Here is a 14,076-nt window from a genome sequence, read left to right as displayed (position 1 = left end):
CCTGCCACGACGGGCAGGCGGCTTACGATTACTCTTCGGCAGCGTAGCCTTGTGCAGGGAGCTGAACGCCGTCCAGCCATGCGCTGTTGCCTTTCATTTCAAGGCGACCTTCGACAAACCAGCTCACTACCATCGGATAAATGGCGTGTTCCTGATGCTGCACACGGGCGATGATGTCTTCTTCCACATCCCCGGCAAACACCGGCACTTTGGCCTGTAAAATCACCGGGCCGCCGTCGAGTTCATCGGTGACGAAATGCACGGAGGTGCCGTGCTCTTCGTCGCCGTTGTCCAGCACCTGACGATGGGTATTCAGGCCCGGATATTTCGGCAACAGGGAAGGGTGGATGTTCAGCAGACGACCCTGATAGTGCGCCACGAATTCCGGGCTCAGAATGCGCATATAGCCTGCCAGCACCACCAGGTCAGGGGCGTAGGCGTCAATTTCCTGCATCAGCTCGCGGTCAAACGCTTCACGGCTGGAAAACTGACTGGCGCTGAGCGCATGAGCCGGGATTTCTGCTTCACGGGCGCGCTCAAGGCCGAACGCGTCGGCCTTATTGCTGAACACTGCCCGCAGGGTGCCGTTGATTTTTTTCTGTTTGCAGGCGTCGATAATTGCCTGCAAATTGCTTCCGCTGCCAGAAATCAGCACCACGATGTTCTTCATTACGAGATGACCACACGCTGCTCAGAATCGGAGGCTTTGATATAGCCGATTTTCCAGGCGTGCTCGCCTTTCTCATTCATCAGCGCCACGGCTTTATCCGCTTCAGCGGCTGGCAGGGCAATCACCATGCCCACGCCGCAGTTAAAGGTGCGATACATTTCATGTTGGCTGACGTTACCTGCCGTTTGCAGCCAGTTGAACACGGACGGCCACTGCCAGGAGGATTCGTCGATAACGGCCTGGGTGTTATCCGGCAGCACGCGCGGAATGTTTTCCCAGAAGCCGCCGCCGGTCAGGTGGGCGATGGCATGGACGTCGACGTTAGCGATAAGCTCCAGCACGTTTTTGACGTAGATGCGGGTCGGGGCCAGCAGATGATCGGCCAGCGGTTTGCCGTCGACCTCGGTGGTTTCCGGGCTGCAGCCGCTGACTTCAATGATTTTACGCACCAGCGAGTAGCCGTTTGAGTGCGGGCCACTGGAGGCCAGCGCTACCAGAACGTCGCCATCGGCCACTTTGCTGCCGTCGATGATTTCAGACTTCTCGACCACGCCAACGCAGAAGCCGGCCACGTCGTAATCTTCGCCATGATACATGCCCGGCATTTCTGCCGTTTCGCCGCCGACCAGCGCACAGCCTGACTGCAGGCAGCCTTCGGCGATGCCGCTGATTACGCTGGCTGCGGTATCCACATCCAGTTTGCCGGTGGCGTAGTAATCGAGGAAGAACAGCGGTTCTGCGCCCTGAACCACCAGGTCATTAACGCACATGGCCACCAGGTCGATGCCGATGGTGTCATGACGCTTGAGATCCATTGCCAGGCGCAGCTTGGTGCCGACGCCATCCGTACCGGAAACCAGCACTGGCTCACGATATTTTTGCGGCAGTGCGCACAGTGCGCCGAATCCACCCAGGCCACCCATTACTTCAGGGCGGCGGGTTTTCTTCACCACACCTTTGATTCGGTCAACCAGAGCATTACCCGCGTCAATATCAACACCGGCATCTTTATAGCTGAGAGAGGTTTTGTCGGTCACTGCAAGTCTCCACGAAGGGCGTTAGCAAATAAAATCGGCGCCATTCTACCAGTCTAAGCAAACGTTTGCGAGCCTGGGTGACGGATATCTTACATCGACGTTAATTTACCCGTTTCAGCCGTTGCGCTGACCAAATTTGAACCGCTTCACGAAAATGAAACCGGGTACAGTTTAATGCTTGCAGGATGCTGGCACAGCCCACAATATCGGACTGAAACCGGTTTCTGAAATGGCATCCAGGAGGAACAGCACAGATGCACATTGCCGCATTTGATATTGGTGGAACGGCGCTGAAAATGGGCGTACTCACTCGTGAAGGGGAGTTCGTTGCGAAAGGAAAAACGCCGATAAAAAACAGTGATGGTGACGCCATTTTGCAAGGGATCCTCAGCTGGCTTGAAGCGCATCCCGAATGTGAAGGCATTGCTATCAGCGCCCCGGGGTATGTCAACCCGCATACCGGTTTCATCGAAATGGGCGGGGCTATCCGCAAGTTCGACCATTTTGCCATTAAACAGTGGCTTGAAGAGCGCACCCGCTTACCGGTGGCGATTGAAAACGACGCCAACTGCGTGCTGCTGGCGGAACGCTGGCAGGGGAAAGCGGCGCAGATGAGCGACTTTCTGGTGCTGACTATTGGCACTGGCATCGGCGGCGCGATTTTCTGCAATAACCAGCTGGTGCGTGGAGCCCGTTTTCGCGGCGGCGAATTTGGCTACATGTTTACCGACCGCCCCGGCAGCCGCCATCCTACGCACTACACCATGAACGCCACCTGCACCCTGCGCGTCCTCCGTAGCCGTTACGCTACGCACATCGGCAAATCACTTGATGAGGTCAGCGGCGAAGAGATATTCGACGCCAGCGATGCGGGGGACGTTACCTGCCAGCGGCTGGTAAATGATTTCTTCAACGGCATTGCCAGCGGCCTGTACAACCTGGTCAATCTGTTCGACCCACAAACCATACTGCTCGGCGGCGGCATCACCGAACGCCCGGGCTTTTTGACACAGCTTAAACAGCATCTGGCCTGGTTCGGCATTGACGATTACGTCGATACCGTCAGCCACGGCAACGACGCCGGTTTACTCGGCGCGGTTTACCATTTTAATCAGCAGTCTGAACGTTAAAGAGGGAGTTGTTATGTCCGGATTTAAAAGCGATTTTCTGTGGGGCGGTGCCGTAGCGGCGCATCAACTGGAAGGCGGCTGGAAAGAGGGCGGAAAAGGCCCAAGCGTTGCCGATGTGATGACCGCCGGAGCCCACGGCGTGGCGCGTGAAATCACCGACGGCGTGCTGCCAGGGAAGAACTACCCGAACCACGAGGCGATTGATTTTTACCACCGCTATAAAGACGACATCAAACTGTTTGCCGAAATGGGCTTCAAATGCTTCCGCACCTCGATTGCGTGGACGCGCCTGTTCCCGAAAGGTGACGAGCTGGAGCCGAACGAAGCCGGGCTGAAATTCTACGACGATCTGTTCGATGAATGCCTGAAATACGGCATCGAACCGGTTATCACCCTGTCGCATTTTGAAATGCCGTATCACCTGGTGAAAGAGTACGGCGGCTGGCGGAACCGTAAAGTCATCGACTTCTTCGTGCGCTTCGCGACAGTGGCATTCAGCCGCTATCAGCACAAAGTGAAGTACTGGATGACCTTCAACGAAATCAACAACCAGGCAAATTTCCACGAAGATTTTGCGCCGTTCACTAACTCCGGCATCAAATATGAAGAGGGTGAAGATCGCGAGCCGATTATGTATCAGGCGGCGCACTACGAGCTGGTGGCCAGCGCCCTGGCGGTGAAAGCCGCCCGCGAAATTAACCCGTCGCTGCAAATCGGCTGCATGATTGCCATGTGCCCGATTTACCCGCTGACCTGCGCGCCGGACGACATGATGATGGCGATGAACGCCATGCACCGCCGCTACTGGTTCACCGACGTCCACGTGCGTGGCAAATATCCGCAGCATCTGCTGAATTACTTCGCCCGTCGCGGTTTCGCGCTGGATATCACCGCCGAAGACAAGGCCGCCCTGACCCAGGGCTGCGTCGATTACATCGGTTTCAGCTATTACATGTCGTTCGCCACCAAAGCGACGGCGGATAACCCGCAGCTCGACTACGACGAAACCACCAGCCTGGTCTCCAACCCATACGTCAAGAAATCCGACTGGGGATGGCAGATTGACCCGGTGGGTCTGCGCTACTCGCTGAACTGGTTCTGGGATCACTATCAGCTGCCGCTGTTCATCGTCGAAAACGGTTTTGGCGCCATCGATGTGCGTGAAAGCGACGGCAGCGTCAACGATCAGTACCGCATCGACTATCTTTCGGCGCACATTGCTGAAATGAAAAAAGCGGTGGTGGAAGACGGCGTGGATCTGATGGGCTACACCCCGTGGGGCTGTATCGATCTGGTCTCTGCCGGGACTGGCGAAATGAAAAAACGCTACGGCTTTATCTATGTCGATAAAGATAATGAAGGCAATGGCACCCTGGAACGCAGCCGCAAAAAATCTTTTGCGTGGTATCAAAAGGTTATCAGCAGCAACGGCGAATCGTTATAAATCGCGTCAAAAACTAAAAACCTCGCTTCGGCGGGGTTTATTTTTATCCTTAGTTTAGAATGAGTAACAAGGTGTTAATCACTTTGCTTGATCGCCGTCAATGAGAACAGGTATGGCGCGTTCGCTAAAAAGCGGTATAATCCGGCGATTTTTTTTGTGGCTGCCCCTCAGAGGAGAAAGAGAATGAAGATTGTGGAAGTGAAACACCCACTCGTCAAACACAAGCTGGGCCTGATGCGTGAGCATGACATCAGCACCAAACGCTTCCGTGAACTCGCCTCAGAAGTTGGCAGCTTACTGACTTATGAAGCCACGTCTGACCTGGAAACTGAAACCGTCACCATCGAAGGCTGGAATGGTCCGGTGCAGGTTGAGCAGATCAAAGGCAAGAAGATTACCGTAGTGCCAATCCTGCGTGCCGGTCTCGGCATGATGGAAGGCGTGCTGGAGCACGTGCCAAGCGCGCGTATCAGCGTCGTTGGTATCTACCGTAATGAAGAAACCCTCGAGCCGGTTCCGTATTTCCAGAAACTGGTTTCCAACATCGACGAGCGTATGGCGCTGGTGGTTGACCCGATGCTGGCGACCGGTGGTTCAATGATTGCCACTATCGACCTGCTGAAAAATGCCGGTTGTAACAGCATCAAGGTGCTGGTTCTGGTGGCGGCGCCGGAAGGTATCGCCGCGCTGGAGAAAGCGCACCCGGACGTTGAACTGTACACCGCGTCCATTGATCAGGGCCTCAACGAGCACGGATACATTATTCCGGGTCTCGGGGATGCCGGTGACAAGATTTTTGGTACCAAATAAGTGATTCATTAAAAATAGCCGACTTTGAGAGTCGGCTTTTTTTTGACTAAAACACACCAAGACCCACAACAACACTCAGACAGAGGATAAAACTATGACGCGCCGCGCTATCGGGGTAAGTGAACGACCGCCACTATTGGTGACCATCCCGCTTAGTTTGCAGCATCTGTTCGCCATGTTTGGCGCAACCGTGCTGGTGCCTTTCCTGTTCCACATCAATCCGGCAACGGTTCTCCTGTTCAACGGGATCGGTACGCTGCTGTACCTGTTCATCTGTAAGGGTAAAATTCCGGCCTACTTAGGCTCAAGCTTTGCGTTTATTTCCCCTGTGCTGCTGCTGTTGCCGCTGGGCTATGAAGTGGCGCTTGGCGGTTTCATCATGTGTGGCGTGCTGTTCTGCATCGTGTCGTTCATCGTGAAAAAAGCCGGGACCGGCTGGCTGGATGTGATGTTCCCGCCAGCGGCGATGGGCGCGATTGTGGCGGTTATCGGTCTGGAGCTTGCGGGCGTGGCGGCGAACATGGCGGGCCTGTTGCCTGCGGCGGGGACGGCGCCGAATACCACCAGCATTATGATTGCGCTGGTGACGTTAGGGGTAACGGTATTCAGCTCGGTATTGTTCCGGGGTTTCCTGGCGATTATCCCGATTCTGATTGGCGTGCTGACCGGCTACGCGCTGTCGTTTGCGATGGGTATCGTTGATACCGCACCGATTGCCAACGCGCCGTGGTTTGCGCTGCCAACCTTCTACACCCCGCGCTTTGAATGGTTCGCTATCTTTACCATTTTGCCTGCCGCGCTGGTGGTGATTGCCGAGCACGTAGGCCACCTGGTGGTGACGGCGAATATCGTCAAAAAAGATTTGATCCGCGACCCGGGCCTGCATCGTTCAATGTTTGCCAACGGCCTGTCCACCGTCATTTCCGGCTTCTTCGGATCGACGCCGAACACCACCTACGGTGAAAACATTGGCGTAATGGCGATCACTCGCGTGTACAGCACCTGGGTCATCGGCGGGGCGGCGATCATCGCCATTCTGCTCTCCTGCGTCGGCAAGCTGGCGGCGGCTATTCAGATTATCCCGGTGCCAGTGATCGGTGGCGTTTCCCTGCTGTTGTACGGCGTGATCGGCGCATCCGGTATTCGCGTGCTGATTGAATCGAAAGTGGATTACAACAAAACGCAAAACCTGATCCTGACCGCCGTTATCCTGATCATCGGCGTCAGCGGTGCGACGGTCCACATCGGTGCCGCAGAGCTGAAAGGGATGGCGCTGGCGACCATCGTAGGCGTTGCACTGAGCCTTATTTTCAAACTGATCAGCGTGTTACGCCCGGAAGAAGTGGTGCTTGATCCGGCGGACAGCGATAAGTCTGCGTAAAGATCGTGCAGCCGGGCGGACGATCCGCCCGGTTCTCTCTGGCAATCCTTTTGTGGTACACTCACCGCGTTTTTAGCAGTTCCATGTTGAGGTCATTCTGAACGCTCCGGCTCAGCTCTCTTTGCCACTCTATCTTCCCGACGACGAAACCTTTGCGAGTTTCTGGGCGGGCGATAACCCTTCTTTACTTGCCGCGGTGCAAACCATGCTGCGTCAGGATCATAGCGGATACATTTACGTCTGGTCGCGCGAAGGCGCGGGCCGCAGTCATTTGCTGCATGCCGCTTGTGCCGAACTCTCGCAGCGCGGGGATGCCGTAGGCTATGTGCCGCTGGATAAACGTACCTGGTTCGTGCCGGAAGTGCTGGATGGCATGGAAAATCTGGCGCTGGTGTGCATCGATAATATCGAATGCGTGGCCGGGGATGAACCCTGGGAAATGGCTATCTTCAATCTCTATAACCGCGTGCTCGAATCCGGTAAAACCCGGCTGTTGATCACCGGCGATCGCCCCCCACGTCAGCTGAATTTAGGCCTGCCCGATTTAGCCTCGCGTCTTGATTGGGGTCAGATCTACAAGCTGCAACCGTTGTCCGATGAGGACAAACTTCAGGCGTTGCAGCTACGGGCTAAAATGCGCGGCTTCGAGATGCCGGAAGATGTCTGTCGCTTCCTGATGAAGCGCCTCGACCGCGAGACCCGTACTCTATTTATGACGCTCGATCAGCTCGATCGGGCGTCGATCACCGCCCAGCGCAAGCTGACCATTCCGTTTGTGAAAGAAATTCTCAAGCTGTGATTTCGCCCGGCGGCGCTGCGCTTGCACAGGCCTACAATCGTTCGTAGGTCCGGCAAGCTTGCGCCGCCGGGCGCTGCCGTTATTGCAGATCGTCCAGTAAATGCTGCATCAGCAGCGGAATCGGTCGCCCGGAGGCCACGCTTCTGCCGCCTTCGCGCCACAGGGCGGTGCCGCTGACGTCGAGATGTGCCCACGGGATATTCGCCGGGCAGAAGTGATGCAGCAGCCACGCCGCCGAGGCGCTGATCGCCGCGTTGTTGGTCGGGGTATTACACAGGTCGGCAATCGCGCTCTCGGTCTGCTTTTTCAGGCGTCCGTCCAGCGGCAACGACCAGACGTCATCCCCGGTTTTTAATCCTGCCCTGGTCAGACGTTCGCGTAACATCTCATCCTGAGTCATCAACCCGCTCAACTCATAACCCAGCGCTTTTACCACCGCCCCGGTGAGAGTCGCCATGTCGATAATAGAGTGCGTCTGTGCGTGACGCTGGCTGGCCCAGGCGATTGCATCGGCCAGCACCAGGCGGCCCTCGGCGTCGGTGTTATTGATTTCCACCGTCATACCGTTGCAGGCGCGCGCCACGCTGCCGGGCTGCATGGCGTCCGGGCCGATGGCGTTTTCGGCCAATGCTAAAACGCCCATCACCCGCACCGGCAGCGCCAGTTCGGCGATGCTCAGCATCAATCCCAGCACGTTTGCCGCCCCGCACATGTCGTATTTCATGGTGTACATGCCCGCGCCTTCTTTCAGCCACAGACCGCCTGTGTCAAAAGTCACGCCTTTGCCGACGTAGCTGCGTACCGGGCCGTCTTTTGCTCCGTCATAATGGATGGCTAACAGGCGGGGAGGGCGCGATGAACCTTTGCCGACCGCGTGCAGCAGGCCCAGACCTTGCTCAACAATCGCTTTTTCATCCAGCACCTCGCAGCGCAGCGCCGGGAACTGAGCGCACAGCTGCTGCGCCTGCTCGACCACAAACTGTGGGGTGCAGGTCTCAGACGGCATATCCGCCAGCCGACGCGCGGCCAACATTCCGTTCGCCACCGCATATTGCTGACGCAGCGCAGCCTGTAAAACGTCCTCTTGTGAGGGCAGGCAGAATACGCTCAGGGTGTTGATCCGCAGGCGCGAGTCTCCGCTGGTTTTCAGCCCCAAATCGTCCAGGCTATGAGCGAGATTGAAGCACACGCGCAGCACGGTATCGCGCACCCGGCTCTCGGTCAGCGGGGTGCCATCCAGCACCACGTTTTCGCTGATCGGGCTTTTAAACAGCGGGCGCAAATGCGCCACCAGGCTGTCGGTCAAGGTATCCTGCCAGGCTGAAGCGGGCACCAGAGTGATGCGGGCGAACGGCGCGCAGCCAAAGCGGCTATCCGCCAGTTCGCCGTTTTTGGCCTGGGCGACCATGTCGGGCAACTGCGCCATATCCAGGGTGGCCAGCAGCGGACTGTCGGGGGAGGTGATCAGATGGCTACCGTGCGGCACGGCACATGGCTGGGTGATTAAACGGTATTGCATAACTTACTCCTCAATCGGGGCGCGAATGCGTGCGGCGTAGGCCTGCATCCATTCGTCGTCCACCGGCTGGTAGTGGGTCTGTTCCTGCCGACGCTCGGCGCGATACACGGTCAGCGGCTGGGTAGCGGTCGCCACCACGAACGAGAAGGTTTTGATGTTGGTCGCCGCGCCGAACTCTCCGTGACGGTTCATGCACACCACCGACAGGTCACCAGCACGACCAAAACGCGACATCAGTTTATCTTCCAGTTCGAACACCACCGAATCCGCCGCAGCCTGCGGTGACATCCCCCCCGCCATGCGACGGACGATTTCATAGCTGGTACAGCCTTTCATCAGGTCTTCTCCGACGCCGGTGGCGGTGGCCGCCCCGGTTTCGCTGTCGCAGTAAAAGCCGGAGCCCATGATCGGCGAATCCCCGATGCGGCCACGTTTTTTCATAAACAGGCCGCTGGTGGAGGTGGCGACGCTCATCGAACCCTGTTGATCGAGGCCGATAATGCCGACGGTATCGTGCCCGTCATACGGGCTGAGGCCTTTATCGAGCGTTTCACGACAGCGCTTACGGTAGTGCTGCATCGCCCGGTCGGTGAGCATGGTTTTCTCAGCGAATCCCTGCTCAAGCGCCCATTCGCGCGCACCCTGGCCGACCAGCAGCGCGTTGTAACGCTGGCGGCTCAACGCCTGCGCCACCCGCACCGGATTGGCGATGTCGATGAGATTGCCCACCGCGCCGAACGCCAGGCTATCGCCGTCCATAAACGCGGCGTCCAGTTCCACTTCACCGTTTTCAGTGGGCAGACCGCCGTAGCCGACGGATTTATACAGCGGAAAGTCTTCAACGGCGGCAACGGCATCCACCACGGCGGCGGATGCTGCTCTCCCTGCGGCCAGCGCCGACGCGGATTCGGTCACCCCTTCCAGCGCCATACGCCAGGTTGCAATAATTCCCCACATCGTTACGACTCCTGTTTTGCTAACGGGCTGGTTTCATTTTCGCTAACGACTTCCGCCGCGCGATACTGCTTGTCAAGAATGCGCATGAACGGCAGATACAGCATCGCGCCGATCAGCAGATTAAGGATTTGCATCACGCTGCCCGAGAGGTGTCCGGTGACGATAAATCCGCTCAGCACCGGCGGCAGCGTCCACGGGATAAATACCCCGGTGGTCACCGCCACCGCGCCGATTTTCATTGCCACATACTGAATCGTCACCAGCACCAGCGGCACGAGGTTGAACGGGATCAGCATGATTGGATTCATGATTACCGGCAGGCCGAACAGCACCGGTTCATTAATATTGAAAATCGATGCCCCGGCCCCGAGGCGGGCCACTTCACGCATGTTTTTACTGCGGGCGAAAATCAGCATCGCAATCACCAGTGACAGCGTAGCCCCCGCGCCGCCCATCCAGATCATGTCGAAAAACTGTTCGGTGATAATGTGCGGCGGGGTGACACCTGACTGAATGGCGGCGATATTGTCGGTTTGGTTTTCCATCCACAGCGGACGAATAATGCCGTTGATCATGGAGCCGGAGTTAATTCCCACCGACCACAGGATAGTGATGCTGAACACCGTCATCAGCGCGCCGAAGTAAGAGGTGCCGTAGTGGCGCACCGGCGTGGCGACGACTTCATAAATGAACTGGTGAATGGTGTGGTAATGGGTATTTTCAAAGCCAATGCGAATAGCCAGCACCAGGATCATCACCACCAGCGCCGGGATAAGCGCGGCGAAAGATTCCTGCACCGCAGGCGGCACGCCGTCTGGCATCTTGATGACCAGTTTTTTGCGCTTCAGCCAGCAGAACAGCTCGGTCCACAGCAGCGAGCCAATCATCGCCACGAACAGGCCTTTGCTGCCAATCCACTCCACCGGGATAACCGTGATGCCGCCGTTTTCCGCCACTTTGATAAACGGGGTCAGGATAAGGAAGCTCACCAGCGCCAGAATGCCGCAGGAGACGCGGTCTTCTTTATAGTGCTCAGCCAGACGATAAGCGACCAGAAAGCTGACGAACAGCGACATGGTCGAGAACACCGCGTTAAACGGGATTTCGACGATGCTGCTCCAGCTGTCACCAAAGGTGTGAGACATAAATTGCTGATAGCCCTGATTCGGGAACGATGAAATCACCAGCAGAATCGACCCGACAATAATAAACGGCATGAATGAAACATAGGCGCCACGAATGGCGCACAGATGGCGTTGCTGCGCGGCTTTCGCCGCCAGCGGCATCAGTTTGGCTTCTAAAAATCCCAGAACATTGTTCATTGTGATCTCCGCACGAGACTGACTGTTTGGTTGTGTGTTATGTATGCGGATTATCAATGAAAGGTGGCAGATGAAAGGTGAAACCGCTCACAATGCCAGCGTGTTAATCATATAAATCTCATATGATTAGTTTGTGAAAATTCACTGGGGATGACGATGGAAATTAAGCTGCACGCCAATGCCACCACCACGCCACGCGTGCGCCGCTATCTGCAACAGTCCGACAAAAGCGACCGTGAGCTGGCAAAAGAGCTGGGGATCTCGGTTACTACCGTCCGGCGCTGGCGCAATCGCGAGCAGGCGGGCGATCGGAGCACCACCCCGAATGTGATACACAAAGCAATGAGACCTGAGCAGGTGGCACTGGTGAATGCCTTGCGCGACACTCTGCATGCGCCGCTGGATGAGCTGTTGTTTATGGTAAACGACGGGCTAGGAATTGCGGTGTCGCGCGCCACGCTGAACCGCTATTTGCACCCTGCACATCAGCGTCCCAAAAGCCCGGCGCAGGGGAAAAAAGCGCTGAAGGCAGGCGCGGTGCCAGGGACCTTACAGCTGCACTATCGGCGTTTATCGCTGGTGATGGATGACGGCGGCGATCGCCATTTGCTGTGGGCTCGGGAACCGATTAGCGGCTGGTGTCAGGCGCGGGTCTATTCCGGCATCTCGCTGGCGCTGGTCAAAAACTGGCTGAATGACACCCTGGCACTCTGTCCGGTTGAGATTCAATGTCTTGAGACGGAAAGTGTGAAGTGGCTGGAGATTGACGTACCGGGCATGACTACCACCCGTCTGCCGCCGCCGGGTATGACGACCCTCGCTTTCAGCGAGCCATTGCCGACGCTTATCCCCGCTGCAAAGGATGCAGATGCGCTGGTGCAACGGTTGTGCGAACTGTGGAATACCGGGAAAACGCAGAAGAAACTGGGGGAGTGTACGCCGCAGGGTTTTCTACAAACCTACGCTGCGGCGTTACGGTCTAGATAATTTCCAGCACCTGTTCCGGCGGGCGGCCAATTCGCGCCTGACCGTCTTTCACCACAATCGGGCGTTCAATCAGCTTCGGATGAGCAACCATTGCGGCAATCAGCGCGTCTTCGCTCAGCGCGCTGTCGGCCAGATTCAGTTCTTTATACAGATCTTCTTTCTGGCGCATCAGCTCCCGGGCGCTGTTCATGCCGAGCATTTTCAGCAGTTTTTTCAGCGTTTCCGCCGTCGGTGGGGTGTCGAGGTACAGCACCACTTCCGGCTCAACGCCGTTTTCATTCAACAGCGCTAAGGTTTCGCGGCTCTTGGAGCAGCGTGGGTTGTGGTAAATCGTAACCGCATGACTCATCGGGGGTCCTTACATCTTGGTATAGGGTTTAAACGTCTCTTGTAACTGCCGGAACTGATCGATACGCGCATCATACCGGGCCTGTTGCAGGCTGCCGAGTTTGACCTGCGAACTGGCGCTGCTCAGCAGGGATATCGCCTGATCGAGGCGGCCAACCAGCGCCATGTTTTCGGCACGAGCGGCGAGTTCCTGGTCACGATTGCCGAGCTTGCCTTCTGCCTGCGCCAGCAAATCCCAACCGTTCACGTCGTCTTTGTAGGTAAAGGTGTAGCGATTGAGCAGGGTAGCGGCTTCCGCCGCTCTGCCTGACTGCAGCAGGGCGTTGGCGAGGTTCAGCTGCAACACCGGACTGACGCGCAAATCTTTCGCCGCTTTCAGGCGATTGACCGCTTCATCGTTTTTATTCTGCCCCAGCGAAATGTCGGTGGCGAGGTCGAGATACCAGGCGTTCTGTGGCTCGGCGGCCAGCAATGGCTGCAATTGTTTCGTGGCTTCCGCATAGTTGCTGGACTCCATCGCCTGCAAGGCGCGACCGTACTGGGCGGCGCGCTGCTCGCGAATATTGCCTTTCGCCCAGGTATTGAGCAGATCGGTATCCAGCTGGTTTTTACCGTTGTTATACATGCCCAGCGTGCGTGCTTTGGCCATGTAGAAATCTTCCGAAGACTGCACCACCACCGGGCGCATCTGGTTGGCGCGGTTACGGGCATCGGACAGACGGCTTTCCGGCAGGGGGTGCGTCAGCAGCATTTCTGGCGGTCTGGACGAATAGCGTGACTGGTCCATCAGTTTGTCCATGAACTGCGGCATCGCTTGCGGATCGAACCCGGAACGTTGCAGCACCTGAATGCCGATGCGGTCAGCCTCTTCTTCGTTCTGACGGGTGAAGCTGATAAGCCCCTGCTGGGTGCCTGCCAGGGTGCCGGTCAGCGCCGCCATCCCGGCCTGCGGGCTGGCCATCGCCAGCAGAATAGAACCTAAGGCGCCGACCCAGGTCAGGGGCGCATTACGCTTCTGATCTTCCATCGCACGGGCAAGGTGGCGCTGGGTGACGTGTGAAATTTCGTGCGCCATGACCGACGCCAGCTGGCTTTCGCTATCGGCATAGCGGAACAACGCTGAGTGCAGCACCACATTTCCGCCGAAGAAGGCGAAGGCGTTAAGCTCGTCGTTGTTAATTAAGAAGAAATGGAACGGGGTTCGCACCGAGTTAGCATGCGACACCAGGCGCATACCGAGGCCGTTGATGTATTGCACCAGCAGGGGATCGTTAATAAGCGGCGCACTGCCGCGCAACTGACGCACATAAAAGTCGCCCATCTGCAACTCTTGTCCGATAGACAAGGTGCTTCCTGCGGTGGTGCCCATATCCGGCAGCGAGTCTGCGGGGTCCGCGAAGGCGGGTAAGGCCGGGCCCAGGGTCAACGACGCGATGAGAGTCGCAACCAGCGTTTTTTTTAACTGCCTGAACATAACTCGGTCCTGTAAGTAGGGTGTGCCAGTTTGACCGACAACACGGCGTAACGTTCCACTGTCGGCTGCACTGGCAGTTTAGCTGGCTGTTGCACGCCTGGAAATACCCCGGCGTGACTTTTGCTATCCGGTGCGATGGGGGTTAAAAAGCGCAGGCAATTTTGTGACATTTCGATACAATTCACGCGGGCCTTTTGC

General features: G+C 57.1%; 13 protein-coding genes. 6 read left to right on the top strand and 7 right to left on the bottom strand.

All coding sequences use genetic code 11. The features are described from left to right. Window positions 1-28: 28 nt before the first annotated feature. Together purN and purM are read right to left on the bottom strand one after the other, a co-directional pair. Window positions 29-670 carry a phosphoribosylglycinamide formyltransferase gene (gene purN, locus ACG0Z5_RS09435; RefSeq protein ID WP_394446702.1) on the bottom strand — a complete coding sequence of 214 codons (642 nt, stop codon included), beginning with the start codon at window positions 668-670 and terminating at the stop codon, window positions 29-31. Then, complete coding sequence (gene purM, locus ACG0Z5_RS09430) at window positions 670-1,707, bottom strand: phosphoribosylformylglycinamidine cyclo-ligase (RefSeq protein ID WP_394446700.1); 1,038 nt, start codon at window positions 1,705-1,707, stop codon at window positions 670-672. Before purM ends, purN begins: the two co-directional genes overlap by 1 nt. Window positions 1,708-1,961: 254 nt before the next feature. Here purM and bglK point away from each other — a divergent pair, with 254 nt between their 5' ends. The 5 genes from bglK (at window position 1,962) to ACG0Z5_RS09405 (ending at window position 7,271) form a co-directional block, all read left to right on the top strand. Further along, window positions 1,962-2,837, top strand: a complete 876-nt coding sequence (gene bglK, locus ACG0Z5_RS09425; protein WP_394446698.1) for a beta-glucoside kinase BglK — start codon at window positions 1,962-1,964, stop codon at window positions 2,835-2,837. 13 nt (window positions 2,838-2,850) lie between these two features. Next, complete coding sequence (locus tag ACG0Z5_RS09420) at window positions 2,851-4,281, top strand: 6-phospho-beta-glucosidase (RefSeq protein ID WP_394446696.1); 1,431 nt, start codon at window positions 2,851-2,853, stop codon at window positions 4,279-4,281. A 183-nt stretch (window positions 4,282-4,464) separates the two neighbouring features. Further along, window positions 4,465-5,091: a uracil phosphoribosyltransferase gene (gene upp, locus ACG0Z5_RS09415; protein WP_319628030.1), complete on the top strand. Its 627-nt coding sequence runs from the start codon at window positions 4,465-4,467 to the stop codon at window positions 5,089-5,091. Between the two features lie 94 nt (window positions 5,092-5,185). Then, a complete protein-coding gene (gene uraA, locus ACG0Z5_RS09410) occupies window positions 5,186-6,472 on the top strand; it encodes a uracil permease (RefSeq protein ID WP_394446694.1) in 1,287 nt (428 codons plus the stop codon). A 97-nt stretch (window positions 6,473-6,569) separates the two neighbouring features. Further along, window positions 6,570-7,271 (top strand): DnaA inactivator Hda, encoded by a 702-nt coding sequence (locus tag ACG0Z5_RS09405; RefSeq protein ID WP_319628083.1) that lies wholly within the window; start codon window positions 6,570-6,572, stop codon window positions 7,269-7,271. Between the two features lie 79 nt (window positions 7,272-7,350). Here ACG0Z5_RS09405 and ACG0Z5_RS09400 read toward each other — a convergent pair whose 3' ends face one another. Genes ACG0Z5_RS09400 through celB form a run of 3 tightly spaced genes read right to left on the bottom strand, consistent with a single transcriptional unit; the run spans window position 7,351 to window position 11,069 of the window. After that, a complete protein-coding gene (locus ACG0Z5_RS09400) occupies window positions 7,351-8,790 on the bottom strand; it encodes a leucyl aminopeptidase family protein (RefSeq protein ID WP_394446692.1) in 1,440 nt (479 codons plus the stop codon). A gap of 3 nt (window positions 8,791-8,793) precedes the next feature. Continuing rightward, complete coding sequence (locus ACG0Z5_RS09395) at window positions 8,794-9,747, bottom strand: N(4)-(beta-N-acetylglucosaminyl)-L-asparaginase (protein ID WP_319628033.1); 954 nt, start codon at window positions 9,745-9,747, stop codon at window positions 8,794-8,796. Between the two features lie 2 nt (window positions 9,748-9,749). After that, window positions 9,750-11,069, bottom strand: coding sequence for a PTS cellobiose transporter subunit IIC (gene celB / locus ACG0Z5_RS09390; RefSeq protein ID WP_319785639.1), 1,320 nt, complete (start codon window positions 11,067-11,069; stop codon window positions 9,750-9,752). 156 nt (window positions 11,070-11,225) lie between these two features. On the opposite strand from celB, the gene ACG0Z5_RS09385 reads away from it, so the two are divergent. After that, entirely contained in the window at window positions 11,226-12,056 is an 831-nt protein-coding gene (locus ACG0Z5_RS09385) for a helix-turn-helix domain-containing protein (protein ID WP_394446689.1), read from the top strand. Here the strand turns inward: ACG0Z5_RS09385 and arsC are convergent. Together arsC and bepA are read right to left on the bottom strand one after the other, a co-directional pair. Next, window positions 12,049-12,405 (bottom strand): arsenate reductase (glutaredoxin), encoded by a 357-nt coding sequence (gene arsC, locus ACG0Z5_RS09380; protein ID WP_394446687.1) that lies wholly within the window; start codon window positions 12,403-12,405, stop codon window positions 12,049-12,051. The genes ACG0Z5_RS09385 and arsC overlap by 8 nt on opposite strands. Before the next feature lie 9 nt (window positions 12,406-12,414). Beyond that, window positions 12,415-13,878, bottom strand: a complete 1,464-nt coding sequence (gene bepA, locus ACG0Z5_RS09375) for a beta-barrel assembly-enhancing protease (protein WP_394446685.1) — start codon at window positions 13,876-13,878, stop codon at window positions 12,415-12,417. Window positions 13,879-14,076: the final 198 nt, after the last annotated feature.

The organism is Scandinavium sp. M-37, assembly GCF_043558715.1.
Lineage (GTDB): Bacteria > Pseudomonadota > Gammaproteobacteria > Enterobacterales > Enterobacteriaceae > Scandinavium > Scandinavium vulneris_A.
Note: the sequence above shows the minus strand (reverse complement) of the source record. Positions and strands in the feature narration are given on the sequence as shown.